The following is a 17,713-nucleotide window of genomic DNA, read 5'->3' as shown; positions in this document are numbered from 1 at the left end:
GACTTCAGCCGGTGGGATGACCGGATCCACCGGTCCGTCGGTTACCGGCATGCCGATGTCCGGTGGTGGGCCCGGGGCGGGGCGGCCGAGAGATGGTCAGGCGGATGAACAGGGGCGCGAGCAGGACCATGGCGAACAGCCGCAGGCTCTGCACGCCCGAGATCAGGGAGACGTCGGCGTGGGTGGCGGCGGCGGTGGTGAGGACGGCGTTGATGCCGCCGGGGGTGGTGGCGAGGTAGGCGTCGGTGAAGGGGATGTGTGCCATCACCGAGAGCAGCCAGGCCAGAACGGCGCAGACCGCCATGATCGACATGGTGCAGGCCAAGGCCAGCGGCAGCAGGCGCCGCATGTGTGCCAGGGTGGGACGGGTGAATCGCAGGCCGATGTCCAGGCCGACAATGGTGAACACAGCGGTTCGCAGAGGGCCGGTCGGGGTGAAACCGCTGAGGGCGCCGCTGGCGGTGATGGCGGCGGTCAAAAGCATCGGGCCGAGCAGGGCGGGGCTCGGCAGGCGAAGGCCGCGGCCGGTCAGGGTGCCGGTGAGTGCGACGGCGGCCAGCAGAACCAGCCCGATGCCTTGATCATTGCCGGTGACCAGGCTCCAGGCCGACGGATGGGCCACTGCGGCGGTGCCTGCCGCCGGGTGGGGGGCGAGCAACCAGTGCACCAGGACAGGGGCGGTGGTGGCGACCAGAGCGACGCGCAGATACTGCAGGAATGCGACGATCCGCGGATCGGCGTCGAAGTCGGCCGCGCTGGAGATCACTGCGGCCGAGCCGCCGGCGACCATGCCGAGAGTCGCGCTCGCGCGGTCGATGCGGCCCGTACGCGCCATGATCGCGGCGGCGGCCAGGCTGAGCCCGATGGTGACCATGGTGACAGCGGCCAGCGGAAGGACCTCGGCCGCGGCCTGAGGTGCGGTGTGGGGGTCGAGATAGCCGCCCATCAGTACCCCGAGGACGGCTTGGCAGCCGCGGTTGAGACGGCCGGGAACCTGGTCGGCGGTGAGCCCGCTGACGGCCAGAGCCAGCCCGGCCAGCAACGGGACCAGCAGATGAGGCGCGGGCAGTATCGGCTCGGCCACCTCCCCGGCGGCGCACGCGCCGAGAATGAGCCCCAGCCAGCCGACCCAGCGCCACTGAAGACGAGCGCCGGATCGGCGGCTCAGAATGCCGAGAACCGTTCCCATGGCAGCGATACTACTTACGGTAGTCAATCCGTCACGCCACGCGATCGCCGCGGAGCCGGCTCTCCGGCCGTCCATCGTGTCCGGTCGCCGTCAGGATCGTCGTGCGCTTCGGCGGTCGATGCGCGCCTGAAACCAGGTGGCCGTCGCCGCACGGATCCGCAAGGAGGACGCGTACAGACGGTCAGGCGGCGGGGAGGCGCAGTTCGACCAGGCCACCGTCGCGCCGTCAGAGTCAGCAGCGCCACGGCGAGGGTGACGGTCGCCGCAGCGATCAGTTTGCGGCGGATCACGTGGCCGTGTAGCCCACGCCGCGGACCGTGACGATCGCCGAGGGTTGTCCGATTTCGGCGAGTTTTCGGCGGATGCGCACCAGGTAGGAGTCGAGGGTGTTGGCGAGGACGCGAGAGGCGGGTGGCTCACGTAAAGCACCCACGCGCGACCATCTCGGTCGTCACCAGGATCGCCACCGCCTCGGCGGCCAGCAGAGCCACCAGGACAACGAGTTGCACGACTCCGGCCTCGACCGGGCTCGCCCCACCGAGCAGCACCCCCACGAAGGCGCCAGGAAGAGTGACCAGCCCCACAGTCCGGGTCTGATCCAGCGCGGGTAGCAGCGCCTGGGCCGCCGCCGGGCGGCAGATCTCCACCGCCGCCTCCCTGGGGAGGAAGCCCAGCGCCAGCGCCGCCTCCACTTCTCCCCTTCGCTGGACCAGCTCCTCCACGGCTCGGCGTCCGGCGAGGGAGGTAGCGGTCAGACAGCCACCCAGCACGATCCCCGCGATCGGGATCACCACGATGCCGTCCATGGAGATCGTCCCGCTCGCGGCGAGCATCGACAGCACCGGCGCGGCGCCCGCCGCGATCGGCACCGCCGCCCACCATGCCTTCCGGCCGCGAGTGATGCGCTGGCCCGCGGTGAATGCGGCCACGCCATACATGAGCACGACGAACCCCACCGCGGCCGTGAAGGAGGCGACCACCCAGGCGATCAGCACCGATACCGCGCCGAGTTGGGCGGCCGCCCGCAGGCAGGCGGTGAGGACCGCTCGTCCATGTCCGAGCCGGCCGAGCCAGGCCGCCAGGGCGCCCGTCACGACCAGGGCGATCAGAACCACCGGCAGGAGAGGGGTCACAGAGATCAACGCAGAGGAACGCACAGCAGGTAGTGTGCCGTGGTCCACCACCTCGGCGACCGCCGCGGCGGTGCCCACAGCACCTTGACCCAGAGAGCACCTCCCGCATGCACAGGCGGCCGCCGGGCCGGCCCCGGGTGGCGAGGGGCGGGGCGTGGTAGGTTCTGCCGCGTAAGGTGCGGCGCCCGTTCGCGGGCGTGTCGGGACATCCGGCCGGCACGGCGGCTCCCTTTGACGGGCCGTCTGATCTCTCACGAGAGAGCGTGCTTCGTCATGTCCGAGAACACCTCCACGATCCTTCTCACCGGCGGCCGCGGCGCGGTCGCCACCCACCTGCTGGCCCTGCTGCACGCCGGCGGGCACCCCGTGCGCGTCGCCTCCCGCGCCCCCGAACGGCTGCGGGTCCCCGCCGGAGTCCCGGCCGTCGCCTGCGACCTGCGGGATCCGGCCACCTTCCCCGCCGCACTGTCCGGCGTCGGCGCGGTCTTCCTGTACGCCGAGGCCGCCCGCATCGGCGAGTTCGTCGACGCCGCCGTCACCGCCGGCGTCCAGCACATCGTCCTGCTGTCCTCCGCGTCGGTCCTCGGAGCGGGCGCCGCCGGCGACCCGCTGGCGAGGGCGCACCTGGACGTGGAGACCGCCCTGCTGGCCGCGCCGATCGCCACCACGCTCCTGCGCCCGGGCTCGTTCGCCTCCAACGCCGCCGCGTGGTCCTGGCCCATCAGGGCCGGCCGCCCGGTCAGCCTGCCCTACCCCGACGCCCACACCGACCCTCTGCACGAACGCGACCTGGCCGAGGCCGCCCGCACGGTGCTCACCGACCCGCGCCACCGGGGCGGGCACTTCCACCTGACCGGCCCGCAGTCGCTCACCTTCCGCCGGCAACTCGACATGATCGGCGCGATCACCGGCCGGTCCGCCACGATCGCGCACGTCAGTCCCCAAGAGTGGAAGCGTGAGATGTCCGAGCACATCCCCGGCCCCTACGCCGACGCCCTGGTCAACTTCTGGCGCTCCTACGACGGCCGTCCCGTCCCCCTCACCGACGCCGTCGAACGGCTCACCGGCCACACCCCTCGCACCTTCGCCACCTGGGTGGGCGACCACGTGGCCGACTTCACCGGCTGACCGGCCGGGCACCGCCGTCCCGCCCCCGTCCTCGCCGCCGCGCGCGCGAACCGGTCCCGCCGGTCAGCGCGACAGCAGATCGCGCAGCGCCCCGGCGACGCCGGCGGGGGCCTCCTCGGCCATGAAGTGGCCCCAGCCGACCGTGCTGTGCCGCAGGTCGGCGGCCCAGGCGCTCCACAGGGCCGCCGCGTCGAACCCCAGCGCGGCCCCCCAGTCCTGCTGAAGCACGGCGACCGGCATCCCCAGCCGGCGACCGGCGTCCCGATCGGCCTGGTCATGGACGACATCGATGCCGGCGGAGGCGCGGTAGTCGGCCACGATCGAGTCGACGGCGCCCCGGGACGCCTCCAGGTAGGCCGCGCGGACCTCGGCCGGGATCGCCCCCGGGTCGCCGGCCCAGATGTCGAGAAAGTGGCCGAAGAACGCGTCCGCGGCACCGGCGATCATCCGCTCCGGCAGGCCGGGCGGCTGGGACATCAGATAGAGGTGGAAGCCGACGGCGGCGCCGACGCCGTGCATCGCCTCCCACATGTCCAAGGTCGGCAGCACGTCCAGGCAGGCCAGGTGCGTGATCGCCTGAGGGTGGTCGAGCCCGGCGCGGAAGGCGACCAACGCCCCGCGGTCGTGCCCGGCCAGCGCGAAACGCTCGTGACCGAGCGCGCGGGCCAGGGCGACGATGTCGGCGGCCATGGTGCGCTTGGCGTAGACGGCCGGGCCGGTCTCGGCGGGCTTGTCGCTGGCGCCGTAACCTCGCAGGTCGGGACAGATCACGGTGTGCCCGGCCGCCAGGTCGGCGGCGACGTGCCGCCACATCAGATGGGTCTGCGGGAAGCCGTGCAGCAGCACGACAGGACTGCCCGAGCCGCCGACGGCGACGTTGAGATGGACGCCGTCGGCGACGGGGACGCGCTGGCAGTCGAAACCGGAGATGACAGGGGCCATGATCGAGCCCTTCTCTGTTGACGACCGGTGCCGGTCGGGGTGAGCGGTGGACGCCGTGTCCACGCGGCAGCCGCCGATCGGCCCGCTGCCGATCGGCCTGCGAGGGCGATGGCCGCCGCCGGGTGGAACGGGTGCCGGTCGATCCGCGGAGGGATGGACCCCGTTCGGCTGATCGCACCCCGGGGGACCGGCACTGACCAGCGTGCCGGGCCCGGATGAGCATCCGGTCAGCGCGCTACCGTGGCCAGGGGGCGACACCCCGGAGGGGGCCGGACGCCTGGAAGGACGGGAGATTCCAGGCCAGGTGGATGTCCAAGGAAGGACGGTCGGCAGGTGCGGGTCGTGTTCGGGGTGCTCGGGCCGGTGACGGCCTGGGACGGCGCTGGGTCCGCGATCGCCCTGAAGGGTCCCCGGCACCGCGCGGTGCTGGCCCGGCTGGTCGTCGCCCGCCGCCGCGTCGTCCCGGTCACCCATCTGGTCGACGACCTGTGGGAGGACCCGCCCGCGGGCGCGGTCGGCGCCGTGCGCACGTTCGTCGCCGCGTTGCGCCGCGCCCTTGAGCCCGAACGCCCGCCCCGCGCGCCCTCCCGCCTGCTGGTCACCGAGGGCCCGGGGTACGCGCTGCGCGCCGATCCCGGTTCGGTGGACGCCTGGCGCTTCGAACAGGCGGTGGCCGCCGCCGCCACGCTGCCCCCCACGCAGGCTCTCGTCCGGCTGGAGGAGGCGCTCGGCTGGTGGCGTGGCCCCGCCTACGCCGACTTCACCGCCGAGCACTGGGCCCGCGCCGAGCGTGCCCGCCTGGCCGAGCTGCGGCTGCACGCCGTGGAACGCCAGGCCGAGACCCGCCTGGCGCTGGGGCCGGCCGCCGCGGCGGTGCCCGATCTGGACGCCCACGTGACCGAGCACCCCTGGCGCGAGGACGCCTGGCGCCTGCTGGCCCTGGCGCTGTACCGCGCCGGCCGGCAAGGCGACGCCCTGGCCGTCCTACGGCGGGCACGCACACTGCTGGTCGAGCAACTCGGCGTGGACCCGGGCCCCGCGCTCCGCCGGCTCGAAGCCGACATCCTCCACCAGGCCGACCACCTCACTCCCGCACCACCTGCCTTGAACGTGGCGCGGCCTCCAGCGCCCGGTTCGCCGCAAGAGCCGCCCTCGGCCCCGGACGAGCCCTTCGACGCGGTCCCCGGCGCGGCGCCTGCGGCGATCACCGATCCGGTCCTCCATGCGGCACCTGACGCGGCGTCCGATGCGATCGCGATGACCGATGCGATGACCGACGGGGCGGCCGTTGGTGCCGCCGGTCCGGCCGAGCCGCCCGATCCCCCGGGAGTGTCCGGTTCGGCGGCGGAGGTGTGGGCGCGGACGGCCGCGGTGTACGACCGCGCTGTGCCCTCCGGCGCCCGGGCCCGCCTGGAGTCGACGGTGAGCCTGCTGCGCAGCCTCGCGGTCACCGGAGGCGGCGGCCTCCAGGCCGCCCGCAGGCACCGGGTGGCCGCCGTGACGGCGGCGGAGGAACTGGGCGACCCCGAGCTGACCGCCCGGGTCATAGGCGCCTACGACGTCCCGGCCATCTGGACCCGTCTGGACGACCCGCCGCAGGCGGCGCGGGTCGTGGCGGCGGCCGAGCGCACACTGGCCGCCCTGCCGCAAGGAGCGCACGAGGCGGCCCGGGCCCGTCTGCTGGCCACGATCGCGCTGGAGTCACGCGGCACCCGCGCGGCGCGGGGCCCCGAGGCCGCGCGCCAGGCCGAGCAGATCGCCCGCCGTATGGACGATCCCGCCCTGCTGGCCTTCGCGCTCAACGGCGCGTTCATGCAGAGTTTCGCGCGTGCCGGGCTGGCACCGCGCCGCGACGAGATCGGCGCCGAACTGGTCACCCTGGCGGCCCGGCACGGCCTGGTCACCTACGAGGTGCTCGGGCACCTCATCCGCCTGCAGGCCCGGTGCGCGCTCGCCGACTTCGCGGCGGCCGACGCCCACGCTCGCGCCGCGGACCGCCTGGCCGAACGCCACGAACTGCCGCTGCTGGGCGTGTTCACCGAGTGGTACCGGGCGCTGCGGCTGGATGTGACCGGGCAGGCGCCGGTGGCCGAGGTGGAGGCGGCCTACCTGCGGGCCGCCACCCGGCTGGAGGGCGCGGGGATGCCGGGGCTGGAGCGGGGACTGCTGCCGTTGGCGCTTCTGTGCCTGCGCGTGCGACATGGGCTGCCGCCTGTGGCCGCCGGCGAACGCGCCGGCTGGGGCCCGTACGCTCCCTGGGCCCGTCCGGTGGTCCTGGTGGCCGAGGGCCGGGGCCAGGAGGCCGCCGCGGCGTTGCGCGAGATGCCCGACCCGCCCCGCGACCTGCTGTTCGAGGCCCTGTGGTGCCTGGCCGCACGCGCGGCCGCCGCCGTGGATGATCGGCCGTTGATGCGCCGCGCCATCGCCGAGCTCACCCCGGCGGCGGCCGAGTCGGCCGGCGCGGGCAGCGGGCTGCTCACCCTGGGCCCGGTCTCCGGGCACCTCGCCGACCTGACCACCGCCCTGGCGCACGATGCCCGCCGCCCCCACCATCACCCTGACCGAACGGGGTGAACCTGCCACGCCTCTCTCGCCGAGACCGACGAAAGCACCGTGCGCGCCGCCACATGCCGCGCCGGCCGACCCGAGCCCTGCGTCCTTCACCGGAAGCGCTGGAACCACCCGGCGCCGAACTCGAACGGGAGCGGATGTGCCGCCGGCTCCAGGCCGTGCGGGCCGCACTTGCCGGCGAGCCGGGCCGCCCTCCGTGACCCCTGCCAAGAGCCCTTCGGTCGTGCGGCACGCGGGCCGGCCCGCGTGCGTGTGCTATATCGGTGCATGTTTGTGATGTCCGGTCAAGCGAGGAGCGGGAGCGCCGTGCCCGAGGTACACGCGACGATCCGGGCGGCGACGCCCGGCGACCTTCCGGCCGTCGCGGCCATCTACACCCACTACGTCCTGGGCGGCGTCGCCACCTTCGAGGAGACGCCGCCGGGCCTTGAGGACTGGCGGCGGCGCCTGGACGACCTGGCCGGGCGCGCGCTGCCGTTCCTGGTGGCCGAGCTGGACGGGACCGTGGCCGGGTACGCCTACGCCGGGCCGTTCCGGCCCAAGCCCGCCTACCGGCACACCGTCGAGGACAGCATCTACCTGGCCCCCGGCCACACCGGGCGAGGGCTCGGCCGGGCGCTGATGGGCCCGCTGCTGTCCGGGTGCGCCCGGGCGGGCGCCCGCCAGATGGTGGCCGTCATCGCCGACACCGGCGACCCCGGCTCGATCGCCCTGCACGAGGCGTTCGGGTTCACCCGGGCGGGGGTGCTGAAGGAGGTCGGCCGCAAGCACGGCCGCTGGATCGACACCGTGCTGATGCAGCGCGCCCTGACCCCCACCGGCGACTGACCGGCCCTGCCGGACGCCGGCACCCCGCCTGGCCGGCCCGCCCGCCCGTTCGCATGGCCGGCCGCCGGGTCCCCTCACCTCCGGTCGAACCCTGCCCGCACGGGGGACCGGGACGCCGGCGAGCACGACCACCCTGCCCCGTCAGGTCGCACGCGAGGCCACCGGCTCTGTCAGCGGCGCTCGGCGCCGGCCCCCGCCGCAGGCGGCCGGGCCGCCGCCCCGGACCGACCGGCCGCCGTCGCGCCGATCACCGCCCGCGACGGCGGCACGACGGCGGCGCGGACCTGGCGGGCGGCGTCGACCATGGCGGCCAGCGCGGACTCCACCTGCCGGTAGGTGCGGGTCTTCAGCCCGCAGTCGGGATTGACCCACACCTGGGCGGCCGGCAGCGCGCGCAGCGCCGCCTCGATCCCACCGGCCACCTCCGCGGCGTCCGGCACCCGCGGAGAGTGGATGTCGTACACCCCCGGCCCCAGGCCGCGGGCGAAGGCGGCCACGGCCGGTTCGTCGAGCAGCCGCCCGTGGGAGCGGGCCGACTCCACGGTGGTGACGTCGGCGTCCAGCGCGTCGATCGCCTGCAGGATCTGCCCGGCGTCGGAGTAGCACAGATGGGTGTGGATCTGGGTGCGGTCACCGGCGCCGCCGGTCGCCCGCCGGTAGGCGCCGACGGCCCACGCGAGGTAGGCGGCCTGCCCTGCGGCGCGCAGCGGCATCAGCTCGCGCAGGGCGGGCTCGTCGACCTGGATGACGGCGGTGCCGGCGGCCTCCAGGTCGGCCACCTCCTGGCGGACGGCGTCGGCGATCTGGGCGACCACCCGGGGCAGCGGCAGGTCCTCGCGGACGAACGACCAGGCGGCGATGGTGACCGGGCCGGTGAGCATGCCCTTGACCGGCCGGGTGGTCAGCGACTGGGCGTAGCGGGTCCAGCGCACGGTGATCGGCTCGGGACGGCGCACGTCGCCGTGCAAGATCGGCGGGCGCGTGCACCGCGAGCCGTAGGACTGGACCCAGCCGTGCCGGGTGACGGCGAACCCCTCCAGGTGCTCGGCGAAGTACTGCACCATGTCGTTGCGTTCGGGCTCGCCGTGCACCAGCACGTCCAGGCCGAGCCGCTCCTGCAGCCCGATCACCTGGCGGATCTCCCGCCGCACCCGCTCCTCGTAGTCCTCGACGCTCAGGCGTCCAGCGGCCAGCGCGGCGCGGGCCGCGCGCAGTTCACCGGTCTGAGGGAAGGAGCCGATGGTCGTGGTCGCCAGCGGCGGCAGTCCCAGGTGGGCCTGCTGGGCCGCCGCGCGCACCGGGTAGGGGCTGCGGGCGGGCGCCGCAGGGACGGGGGAGGGGACGGCCGCGGCCTGCCGGGACGCGGGGTCGTGCCGGTCGGGAGCGAGGGCGCCGGCGGGGACGCCGGCCAGGCGCCCGGCGAGTTCGACCACCTCGGAGACCTTCTGCTCGGCGAAGGCCAGGCGGGCGCGCAGCCGGGGGTCCAGCCCGTCTTCCCGTTCGACGTCGTAGGGCAGGTGCAGCAGCGAGCAGGACGTGGCGACCACGACCTGGGCGGCGGCGGGGCGCAGGGCCAGCAGGGCGGCAAGGGCCCGCCGCTGGTCGGTGCGCCACACCTCGCGCCCGCCGACCACTCCGGCCACCACGGTCTTGGCGGCCAGTCCGGGCGTCCGCAGCGCGGCGTCCAGGCCGGCGGCTCCGCGCACCAGGTCCAGGCCGATCGCCTCGACCGGGGTGCCGGCCAGGACGGGCAGCGCCGCGCCGAGCTCTCCGTAGGCGGAGGCGACCAGCAGCGCGGGGCGGTCGGTGAGGGCGCCGAGCCGCTGGTAGGCCTCTCCGGTGGCGGCCAGTTCGGCGGGGGTGCGGTCGGCCACCAGCGCCGGTTCGTCCAGCTGCACCCATGGGACGCCTTCGGCCGCCAGCGCCGACAGCACCCGCTCGTAGACCTCCAGCAGGTCCCGCAGGCGCTCCAGCGGGCGGAACCCGGCCGGGGCGCCGGGCCCGGGCTGTGACAGCAGCAGGAAGGTGACCGGGCCGAGCAGGACGGGCCGGGTGGTGAGGCCCAGAGCGCGGGCCTGGCGGACCTCGGCCACCGGCTTGTCGCACACGGCGCGGAAGACGGTGTCCGGGCCGATCTCCGGGACGATGTAGTGGTAGTTGGTGTCGAACCACTTGGTCATGCGCAGCGGGGTGGCGTGCTCGTCGCCGCGCGCCATGGCGAAGGCGGTGTCCTCGGCCTGCGGGCGGCGATGGCGGCCGGGCACCGCGTCGACCATGATCGCGGTGTCCAGGACGTGGTCGTAGAAGGAGAAGGTGTTGGAGGGCAGGGCGGCCAGGCCGAGCTCGGCCAGGCGCAGCCAGGTCCGCTCGCGCAGGCCCGCGCCCGTGGCGCGCAGCTCCCGCAGGCCGATGTCCTGCCGCCAGTACGCCTCCAGGGCGCGTTTGAGCTCCCGGTCCGGGCCGATGCGGGGATACCCGAGCACGGTGGAGGCGGGGAAGGGGGCTGTCATTGGTGGCTCCTGGTTCACGAGTCCGGCACGACCTCCGGCATCCTGCCCACCCCACTCCCGGCGCGGCCAGATCAATCGACAACACTTATAGATCTTGTGGACGCGTAGGCCGCCGGCCCGGATGGTGGGGGAGGGCCGGCACGCCCGCGCCGCCTGGGCGAGTCGCCCGGTGAAGACCCGAAGCACTCCGAAGGACCCTATTCATGGGCCTTATCAATCTGACCGCGGACCGCCTCGGCAACCGGTCACGTATCCCGGAGTTCCGGCGTGATCGAGGTCATGGCCCAGCCGGGTCGCCTGGCTCGTCGGCCGGTACCACCGGCTCTTCCCGCCCCGGCGGCGCCGATCCCGCCGCCAGGACCGACCGAACCCGCGGACCTACGACCGAACCCGCGGACCTGACCCCGCGGCGTGGCGGCACCTCACATTCTCGGGGGTTGTGTCGTCGGGCCATTGAGACACCATTGCGCGCGCCGATCGCCGCCGTCTCGCCCGTCCGCAGCCGTCAAGGAGCCACCCATGTTCGTGCGTGTCGCGATCACCCTGCAAACGCTGGTCCTGTTCGTCCAGACGATCACCGCCGGGCTGTTGCTGTCCTTGCCCGGCGGCCACACCTTCCACAGCGCCGGGGCGTACACCATGTTCACCGTGGCGGTCATCAACGTGGCCGGCACGATTTTGGCCTGGCGGCCCGGCGGCGGCTCACCTCGGCCCATCCTGCAGACGGCCGGGTTCCTCTGCCTCACGCTGGCGCAGGTGGCGCTCGGTATCGCGCACGTGAAAACCCTGCACGTCCCGCTCGGCGCGCTGATGTTCGGGGTCAGCCTCGTCCAGCTCAGCCAGGCCTGGTCCGGCCGCCGCACCCGCGCGACCGGCGCGACCGGCGCGACTTGACCGCGCCCCTGCCGTCCGCGTTGCCCAAGTCGCAACTTCGGTTGCCACGGCATGCGACCTTGTGCGGTGGCACGGCGGCCGTGGCAGCCGGTTCGATGGAGGCCTGCCACGGCGGTGGGCTCGCGTCGGCCGCCGTGGCACCGGCGCGAAACGCGCGACCGGCCTTCCACGGGGGGGATCCCCTTACGGAACACCGCCATAACGGGACCTGATCGACAACGGAACGGTCAGTGGCGTTAGCGAGCCGACGTGAGCGGAGTTACCGCCATCCACCGTTCCAATGTCGGCAGGCGCCGAACCGGCACGGATCTTGTAACGCTTTGATCGCTGTGCGGAGTACGGGCGGATCGCCGAGACCGAGCACCTGCTGCGCGTGGTCGACCCGGTGGACGACACCTACCGCCGTCAGATGAACCGGCAGCTCACCGTGCAGGAGTCCCGCCACAAGCCGGCCCGGGACGTGTGCCACGGCAAGCGCGGCACCATCCACCAGGCGTATCGCGACAGCATGGAGGACCAGCTTGGCGCGCTCGGCCTGGTCCTCAACGCCGTCGTGCTCTGGACGACGCGGTACATCGACGCCGCCGTCGCCCAGCTCAGGCCGAGGGCCACGAGATCCGGGAGGAGGACATCGCCCGGCTCTCCCCGCTCGAGCACAAGAACCTGAACCTGCTCGGTCGCTACAGCTTCACCGCCAGGGTCCCGGCCGCTGGCTCCCTGCGCCCGCTGCGCGACCCAGACGCACCGGAGCTGGACGAGGACGACGACGGGGGCGGGCAGGACGAGGACCTTGGTTGCCGGATGTTTCAGACCGTCCGTCCGCCGACCGGGTCCTGCGTCAGGTGGTGGGGCGAGTGCCGGGGGTGTGGCCGAAGGTGCGGCGGAAGACGTCGATGAAGGTGCTGGCGGATGACCAGCCGCATCGGTGGGCGACAGCGGTGACGGGGGCGTCGTCGGCCAGGAGGATCAGGGCGTGGTGGAGCCTGATCTGGGTGCGCCACTGTGGGTAGGTAAGGCCGAGGTCGTCCCGGAGGCGGCGGGAGAGGGTGCGGGCGCTGGCGCCGATCTGGCGTCCGAGGTCGTCGAGGGAGCGGTTGTCGGCCGGGTCGGAGCGCAGGATGTCGTGCAGTTCCCGGAGCAGGGGGTCGGTGGAGGTCGGCAGGTGCAGAGGTTGCTCGGGGGAGATGGTGAGCTGGTCGAGCATGACGGCCCGCAGGCGTAGGTGGGGTGGGCTGTCGTTGTCGGGGTCGCGGGTGTAGGCGACGATGAGTTCGCGCAGGAGGGGGCTGACGGCGAGGACGGCGGGTTTGTCGAGGCCGAGGGGGTTCTCGGTGGCGGGCAGGCCGACGAGGTGGAGGTCGAGTTCGCCGTGGGCCTGGTGCTGGTGGACGGTGCCGGCGGGGATCCAGAGCGCGCGGGTGGCGGGGGCGACCCAGGAGCCGGCGTCGGTGGTCACCGCGATGGTGCCCCGGCTGGCGTAGGCGATCTGGTGGTCGTCGTGGCGGTGCGCGTCGATCTCGCCGCCGGACGCCAGGCGCTGGGTCCGGGTCGGCGCGACAGAGGCGTGGCGGATTCTCTGCATCACCTGTCAATCTATCGAAAGCGCGACACTCGGTGGTTCTCCCAGCATGGGAGGGGTGCGAAGGAATACATCGATCTTGCTGCTGGCCGTGGGGCACGCCTGCGTCGACATCTACCAGGGCGCCGTCGCGGCGCTGATCCCGTTTTTCGTGGCCGAACGGGACTACACCTACGCGGTCGCCTCCGGCATCGTGCTAGCCGCTTCCCTGCTGTCCTCGGTCGCCCAGCCGGTGTTCGGGGCGCTCACCGACCGGTGGGCGATGCCGTGGCTGCTGCCGGTCAGCACCCTGCTGGGCGGCGTGGGCATCGCGCTCAGCGGCCTGTACAATTCCTACGGGCTCACCCTGTTCTTCGTCGCCGTCTCCGGCATCGGGGTAGCCGCCTACCACCCGGAGTCCGCCCGCGTGGCCCGGCTGGCCAGCAAAGGCAGCCACAGCGCGATGAGCTGGTTCTCTCTCGGCGGCAACATCGGCTTCGCGCTCGCCCCGCTCATGGTGTCGGCCGCGATCGGGCACGGCTCCCTGCGCTGGACCCCCGTCCTCGTCCTCCCGGCGCTCGCCGGCGCCGCCCTGTGTGCGACTGTGCTCCGGATGCTCGCCCGGCCCGAGTCCGGTACGTCCAAGACGGAGACCCTGCGGGGCGCCGATGATGTGGCCTCGTTCGTGAAGCTGTCCCTGGCGGTCGTCTTTCGCTCCATCGTCTTCACCGGCCTGAGCACCTTCATCTCCCTCTACGCCCAGCAGCGCATGCAGGGCAGCACCACCGCGGGGACCGTCGCCCTATTCCTGCTGTTCCTAGGCGGCGCCGTCGGCTCGGTGCTTGGCGGGGCCCTGGCCAACCGCTACGACCGCGTCCGCGTCTCCCGCTGGTCCTACCTGCTCTCCATCGCCGCCGTCACCGGAGTGATCTACACACCCGGCCCGAGCATGTTCCTCTTCGTGGCCCTCACCTCCACCGGCCTGTACGTCCCCTTCTCCCTCCAGGTCACCCTCGGCCAGGACTACCTGCCCTCCCGCATTGGCACCGCCAGCGGCGTCACCCTCGGCCTCACCGTCAGCATCGGCGGCCTCATCAGCCCCCTGCTGGGACACCTGGCCGATTCCACCTCCCTGAAGACGGCCCTCACTCCCCTGATCGCCATGCCCGCCCTAAGCTCGCTCCTCTTCCGCGCCCTGCCCGAACCCACCGCCCCCAAGCCCCAAGCCGCCGCACCCGCACGGCAAGACGCGTAGACCTGCACGGACCAGTGACTATGCACATGGTCCGCACGGACATCGAGCCCAACGACATTGGAACGGTGGTTGGCGGTAACTCCGCCCGCGTCGGCTCGCTAACGCCGCTGACCGTTCCGTTGTCGATCAAGCCCCATAACATGCGGCCGTCGGCCTGGAGATGCCAGAGCGGTGCTTTTGCGCGCCAGCGAATACAGGGCCATGGCGCCGATTCCGTCGCTGATCTTGCACAAGGCGTTCGGCTTAGGGGTGGTGCTGAGGGCGGCGCTGGCCGGTTGCTAGATCATGGCAGGCGGGCGGCCGGCGCGGCCCGCCTGTCGTCCGGTGGATGCAGGCTCAGACGCAGCCTCTCCGATTCAAGGACTTGGACCAGGCCGGGAGTACCTCGGTGATCTGCGGACGGGTGATGGACCAGAGTTCACGCCCTTGCCCCGGCACGAGTTCCTGGCCGCCCAGGAGGGCGTAGGAGGTCTTGTCGAAGATGAGGGACTCGCGGGAGATGGCACCCCCGGGTGCTCGGTTGTCCACCCGGGTCACGGCAATACCCGATTTGCCAGTGGCGTCTTTGAGCTTTTCCGTCTCGATGCCCGGCAGCGTCGCGGCGATCTTGAAGATGGCTGCCTGCTGCTTGGGTGGGACCGGGCTGCTGAGGATGTTGAGGACGCCGTTCCAGGTCCGGGTCGCTGTGTCCGTGTTGGGGACCATTTCGTTACCGCGTTCGCCCAGCTTGTGCCGGAGCTGCTCCTGATCGGTCGGCCACTCTCGCAGGTCGGCGTAGGCGGGGCGCCCCGCGCCACGTTCGGGGCACCGGGCCAGGAGTTCCTTGTACTCGGGGTCCTGTGGCCTGGATTTCGACGGCTTGTGCCAGAGGAGTCCTGGGCGGGAGCCGTCGACAGACTCCCAGACCTCGCCCGTGATGTGGCGCGGACCGACGTTGGGAACCCCCTTCTCGCTGCGAGTCTCCGCGATCCGCTCGTAGTGGAGGTACTGGTCGTCGCGGGGTTGCGGCCACGAGGTGGCGCTCGCGGCGTCGGCCGCCAGCCTCAGGACCTCGGCGGCACTCGCGGGCGCGGAGGAGTTGAACGTCTGGACGGTGATCGCTCCTGCGGTCATCGCCGCGACCAGGCCGCCCGCCAGCATCACACGCCGCAACCCGGCCGGCCGGGCCAGGGCCCGCCGCTTCGTGCGGGCTTCGGCCAGGAGCGCGGTACGGGCGGGGGCGAGGCGGTCCGCCGTGGGGTGCGGCTTGTCGGCGAACAGGTCGCGGAGTTCGGTCAGGTCGGTCCGTTCGTTCATGAGGTCTGCTCCGTCGTGGGGTTGGTGCTGCCAAGGGCGTTGCGGACGATGGCCCGCGCGCGGTTGAGGCGGGAACGGACTGTTCCGATCGGGATGGACAGGGCGCCTGCGACCTCCTCGTAGGTGAGGTCGGCCCAGGCCACGAGTAAGAGGACGTCACGGTCGCGGCCCTTGAGCGAGGCGAGCGCCTGGGCGAGAGGGCGGCGTACGGCCTGCGCGCTCGCCCGCTCAAGAGCTTGTTCCGCGGCGTCGTCGGCGTCGGGAAGCACGCCCGCTTTCAAGTACGCCTTGTAGCGGTGTATCTCGGCGCGCTGATGCCGGCGGATGAAGTTGGTCGCGAAGCCGTACAACCAGGGGAGGGCTTCTGGACGAGCGATGTCGTAGTGGCGGCGCTGCCTGAACGCGGCGAGGAACGTCTCGGAGACGACGTCGTCGGCCGTGTCGTCGCCGAGCCGGCGGGCCACATAACGGTGGATGTGTCCTGCGTGCCTGTCGAACAGCAAGGCGAAATCCTCGGGGTCTCGCCACGACCGTTCGATCAGGGCGGCGTCAGACAGGGTCGTACTGAGCGGCATGTGGTTGGGCCTCTTCAAGAAAAGGAGTGTCGCCCGTCTTTCACACGAGTCAGGGATCGAGTTCACGGGACGCCGGCGACCGCCCGGCAGGCTCGGTGAAGGCCAAGGGCGCCCGCGCGAAGACCCGTCACCGTGGCCAGGCGCGGGGAGGACTTCGTGCTGGAGACCGTCTACTGGGATGCCGGCGCCTGCTGGCTGCTCCTTCGCCTACTCAAAGGCCGCACCCGTGTCCTGGCCCGCCTCTCTTCAGAGCCTGGCCAGACGGTCTGCACCCCCTGCTCATCCACGCCGATGTTGGGGAGGTCCGGGATTTCGCCAAGCTGCCGCAGGCCCTTGGCCGGGGCGGAGGAGGAGATGGTCGGTGGTGACGACCTTGGGCTGTGGGCCGGCGTCGATGTTGATCAGGGTGTCCAGGATGTACAGCGAGTCGCGTGGCGTGCCGGGCACGACCATCTGCCCGATCCCCATCACTTGATCATTCACTGCGTTGAGGAGTGTGAGGCCGCGTTTGTATCCGAATGTTCCCTGAGCTGGATCAGGCCGTGAAGCTGCGCTTGGTGAAGAGCACGGCCTTCCCGTCCGGAATGCTCGAACTGGTGTACGCCCCGGCCTGACCGTCACACGGCGTGATCTCTTTCCGGGCGTGATCCGGCCGCCCCAAGGACGGCCACACCCGCCCCGGAAAGCGAGATCAGCCGGCCCGGTCCAGAGAAGCGGCGTCATGGGACTCGCGCGCCTCCAGCAGCTCATCCCAGTGATCCTCGGCCCACGCGCACGCCACCGCCATCGGCGCCAGCATGCTGCGGCCCAGCGGCGTCAACTCGTACTCCACACGCGACCCCGCCCCGGCGACAACGGTGCGCCGGACCAGGCCGCCCCGCTCCAACGACCGCAGCGACCGCGTCAAACCCTTGGCGGTGACCCGGCCGAGCGGCACGCGCAACTCCGAGAACCGGCGCGGCCCGTCCTGCAGACAGCGGATCACCAGCGCCGCCCACTTGTCACCGAACCCGAACCGGATCGGATTGAGCGAGGACGGGCACAGCTCGTCGAACATGTCGGCGGGCAGGGGTTGCCTCATGGCCCCACGATAACCGGTATCCCCGAGGAAACCGGGCCCCCCGATAGCGTCCACGAAACCCGCCGGGCACAACCGCCCGGCCCTGGTGAAAGGGCGCATCCCATGAAAATCGTGATCTTCGGAGCAGGCGGCCGAGCCGGACGGCGGGCCGTCGCCGAGGCCACCCGCCGCGGCCACCACGTCACCGCCGTCGTACGCGATCCGCACCGTCACCCCGACCTGCACCGTCACCCCGACCTGCGCCAGGCACACCTGGTGGCGGGCGACGTCACCGACCAGGCGAGCGTCGAACGCGCCGCCGCCGGGCACGACGCCGCCATCAACGCCGCGGTGGACCTGTCGGCCCCCGCCCACGACTTCTTCACCACCGCCACCCGCGCCCTGACCACGGCGGCCGCCCACACCGGCGTGCGCCGCCTGGTGATCGTCGGCCTGGCCTCCATCCTGCCCGGAGCCTCCGGCGCCCCCCTCATGGACCAACCCGGCTACCCCAACGAGTACCGCTCCTTCTACCTCGGCCACGCCGCCGGCCTCCACGAACTGCGAAACAGCGACCTCGACTGGGCCTACGTCGCCCCCACCGGCGACTTCGACCACCACGGCACCCCCACCGGCCACTACCGGATCACCGAGCACGCCGACCCCGCCGGCCGGATCACCTACGCCGACTTCGCCATCGCGCTGCTCGACGAGATCGACACACCCCGCTGCCACCGCGCCGCCATCACCGTCCAGCAAGCCTGAACGACGGTT

Annotated in this window: 16 protein-coding genes and 1 pseudogene; 7 read left to right on the top strand and 10 right to left on the bottom strand. The window is 72.7% G+C overall.

What is annotated here, in order from left to right; translation table 11 throughout:
- Nucleotides 1-4 precede the first annotated feature (4 nt).
- The 3 genes from ACWEN6_RS24330 to ACWEN6_RS24320 all read right to left on the bottom strand — a co-directional run bounded on the left by ACWEN6_RS24330 (nucleotide 5) and on the right by ACWEN6_RS24320 (nucleotide 2,322).
- Nucleotides 5-1,189, bottom strand: coding sequence for an AbrB family transcriptional regulator (locus tag ACWEN6_RS24330; protein ID WP_452573023.1), 1,185 nt, complete (start codon nucleotides 1,187-1,189; stop codon nucleotides 5-7).
- A 286-nt stretch (nucleotides 1,190-1,475) separates the two neighbouring features.
- Nucleotides 1,476-1,622, bottom strand: coding sequence for a winged helix-turn-helix domain-containing protein (locus tag ACWEN6_RS24325; protein WP_452573021.1), 147 nt, complete (start codon nucleotides 1,620-1,622; stop codon nucleotides 1,476-1,478).
- Nucleotides 1,606-2,322 (bottom strand): ABC transporter permease, encoded by a 717-nt coding sequence (locus tag ACWEN6_RS24320; protein ID WP_452573019.1) that lies wholly within the window; start codon nucleotides 2,320-2,322, stop codon nucleotides 1,606-1,608. The genes ACWEN6_RS24325 and ACWEN6_RS24320 overlap by 17 nt, the downstream gene beginning before the upstream one ends.
- A 273-nt stretch (nucleotides 2,323-2,595) precedes the next feature.
- Here ACWEN6_RS24320 and ACWEN6_RS24315 point away from each other — a divergent pair, with 273 nt between their 5' ends.
- The gene (locus ACWEN6_RS24315) at nucleotides 2,596-3,450 is read left to right on the top strand and encodes an SDR family oxidoreductase (protein WP_452573017.1); all 855 of its coding nucleotides are present in this window, start codon (nucleotides 2,596-2,598) and stop codon (nucleotides 3,448-3,450) included.
- A gap of 63 nt (nucleotides 3,451-3,513) precedes the next feature.
- Here ACWEN6_RS24315 and ACWEN6_RS24310 read toward each other — a convergent pair whose 3' ends face one another.
- Nucleotides 3,514-4,392: an alpha/beta fold hydrolase gene (locus ACWEN6_RS24310; RefSeq protein WP_452573015.1), complete on the bottom strand. Its 879-nt coding sequence runs from the start codon at nucleotides 4,390-4,392 to the stop codon at nucleotides 3,514-3,516.
- 333 nt (nucleotides 4,393-4,725) lie between these two features.
- Between ACWEN6_RS24310 and ACWEN6_RS24305 the strand changes: the two genes are divergently transcribed.
- Both ACWEN6_RS24305 and ACWEN6_RS24300 read left to right on the top strand, forming a co-directional pair.
- Complete coding sequence (locus ACWEN6_RS24305; RefSeq protein WP_452573013.1) at nucleotides 4,726-6,966, top strand: BTAD domain-containing putative transcriptional regulator; 2,241 nt, start codon at nucleotides 4,726-4,728, stop codon at nucleotides 6,964-6,966.
- A gap of 303 nt (nucleotides 6,967-7,269) precedes the next feature.
- Nucleotides 7,270-7,791, top strand: a complete 522-nt coding sequence (locus ACWEN6_RS24300) for an N-acetyltransferase family protein (RefSeq protein ID WP_452573011.1) — start codon at nucleotides 7,270-7,272, stop codon at nucleotides 7,789-7,791.
- Between the two features lie 170 nt (nucleotides 7,792-7,961).
- Here the strand turns inward: ACWEN6_RS24300 and metE are convergent, their stop codons facing one another.
- Nucleotides 7,962-10,301: a 5-methyltetrahydropteroyltriglutamate--homocysteine S-methyltransferase gene (metE, locus tag ACWEN6_RS24295; protein ID WP_452573009.1), complete on the bottom strand. Its 2,340-nt coding sequence runs from the start codon at nucleotides 10,299-10,301 to the stop codon at nucleotides 7,962-7,964.
- A gap of 519 nt (nucleotides 10,302-10,820) precedes the next feature.
- Between metE and ACWEN6_RS24290 the strand changes: the two genes are divergently transcribed.
- Entirely contained in the window at nucleotides 10,821-11,195 is a 375-nt protein-coding gene (locus ACWEN6_RS24290; RefSeq protein ID WP_452573007.1) for a hypothetical protein, read from the top strand.
- A 331-nt stretch (nucleotides 11,196-11,526) separates the two neighbouring features.
- Nucleotides 11,527-11,951 (top strand): annotated as a pseudogene (locus tag ACWEN6_RS24285) (Tn3 family transposase); the annotation flags it as partial.
- Between the two features lie 82 nt (nucleotides 11,952-12,033).
- Here the strand turns inward: ACWEN6_RS24285 and ACWEN6_RS24280 are convergent.
- A complete protein-coding gene (locus tag ACWEN6_RS24280) occupies nucleotides 12,034-12,777 on the bottom strand; it encodes an AraC family transcriptional regulator (protein ID WP_452573005.1) in 744 nt (247 codons plus the stop codon).
- A 55-nt stretch (nucleotides 12,778-12,832) separates the two neighbouring features.
- Between ACWEN6_RS24280 and ACWEN6_RS24275 the strand changes: the two genes are divergently transcribed.
- Nucleotides 12,833-14,008: an MFS transporter gene (locus ACWEN6_RS24275; protein WP_452573003.1), complete on the top strand. Its 1,176-nt coding sequence runs from the start codon at nucleotides 12,833-12,835 to the stop codon at nucleotides 14,006-14,008.
- A gap of 336 nt (nucleotides 14,009-14,344) precedes the next feature.
- Here the strand turns inward: ACWEN6_RS24275 and ACWEN6_RS24270 are convergent, their stop codons facing one another.
- The 4 genes from ACWEN6_RS24270 to ACWEN6_RS24255 all read right to left on the bottom strand — a co-directional run bounded on the left by ACWEN6_RS24270 (nucleotide 14,345) and on the right by ACWEN6_RS24255 (nucleotide 16,960).
- Nucleotides 14,345-15,304: a CU044_5270 family protein gene (locus tag ACWEN6_RS24270; protein ID WP_452573001.1), complete on the bottom strand. Its 960-nt coding sequence runs from the start codon at nucleotides 15,302-15,304 to the stop codon at nucleotides 14,345-14,347.
- Nucleotides 15,301-15,897, bottom strand: a complete 597-nt coding sequence (locus ACWEN6_RS24265; RefSeq protein WP_452572999.1) for an RNA polymerase sigma factor — start codon at nucleotides 15,895-15,897, stop codon at nucleotides 15,301-15,303. Before ACWEN6_RS24265 ends, ACWEN6_RS24270 begins: the two co-directional genes overlap by 4 nt.
- Nucleotides 15,898-16,158: 261 nt before the next feature.
- Nucleotides 16,159-16,347, bottom strand: a complete 189-nt coding sequence (locus tag ACWEN6_RS24260) for a hypothetical protein (protein ID WP_452572997.1) — start codon at nucleotides 16,345-16,347, stop codon at nucleotides 16,159-16,161.
- A gap of 223 nt (nucleotides 16,348-16,570) precedes the next feature.
- On the bottom strand, nucleotides 16,571-16,960 hold the full coding sequence (locus tag ACWEN6_RS24255; protein ID WP_380828656.1) for a winged helix-turn-helix transcriptional regulator: 390 nt from the start codon (nucleotides 16,958-16,960) through the stop codon (nucleotides 16,571-16,573).
- A 102-nt stretch (nucleotides 16,961-17,062) separates the two neighbouring features.
- Between ACWEN6_RS24255 and ACWEN6_RS24250 the strand changes: the two genes are divergently transcribed.
- Entirely contained in the window at nucleotides 17,063-17,704 is a 642-nt protein-coding gene (locus ACWEN6_RS24250; protein ID WP_452572995.1) for an NAD(P)-dependent oxidoreductase, read from the top strand.
- Nucleotides 17,705-17,713 lie beyond the last annotated feature (9 nt).

This window comes from Sphaerisporangium sp. NPDC004334 (assembly GCF_053602655.1).
The sequence above is the reverse complement of the archived record's forward strand: the minus strand, read 5'-3'. Positions and strand labels throughout refer to the sequence as shown.

Excerpts from the sequence above, each read along its gene's own strand:
- ACWEN6_RS24260 (WP_452572997.1), bottom strand. The coding sequence starts at position 16,347 with ATGGGGATCGGGCAGATGGTCGTGCCCGGCACGCCACGCGACTCGCTG.
- ACWEN6_RS24315 (WP_452573017.1), top strand. The coding sequence starts at position 2,596 with ATGTCCGAGAACACCTCCACGATCCTTCTCACCGGCGGCCGCGGCGCG.
- ACWEN6_RS24270 (WP_452573001.1), bottom strand. The coding sequence starts at position 15,304 with ATGAACGAACGGACCGACCTGACCGAACTCCGCGACCTGTTCGCCGAC.
- ACWEN6_RS24250 (WP_452572995.1), top strand. The coding sequence starts at position 17,063 with ATGAAAATCGTGATCTTCGGAGCAGGCGGCCGAGCCGGACGGCGGGCC.
- ACWEN6_RS24255 (WP_380828656.1), bottom strand. The coding sequence starts at position 16,960 with ATGAGGCAACCCCTGCCCGCCGACATGTTCGACGAGCTGTGCCCGTCC.
- ACWEN6_RS24310 (WP_452573015.1), bottom strand. The coding sequence starts at position 4,392 with ATGGCCCCTGTCATCTCCGGTTTCGACTGCCAGCGCGTCCCCGTCGCC.
- ACWEN6_RS24330 (WP_452573023.1), bottom strand. The coding sequence starts at position 1,189 with ATGGGAACGGTTCTCGGCATTCTGAGCCGCCGATCCGGCGCTCGTCTT.
- metE (WP_452573009.1), bottom strand. The coding sequence starts at position 10,301 with ATGACAGCCCCCTTCCCCGCCTCCACCGTGCTCGGGTATCCCCGCATC.
- ACWEN6_RS24280 (WP_452573005.1), bottom strand. The coding sequence starts at position 12,777 with ATGCAGAGAATCCGCCACGCCTCTGTCGCGCCGACCCGGACCCAGCGC.
- ACWEN6_RS24290 (WP_452573007.1), top strand. The coding sequence starts at position 10,821 with ATGTTCGTGCGTGTCGCGATCACCCTGCAAACGCTGGTCCTGTTCGTC.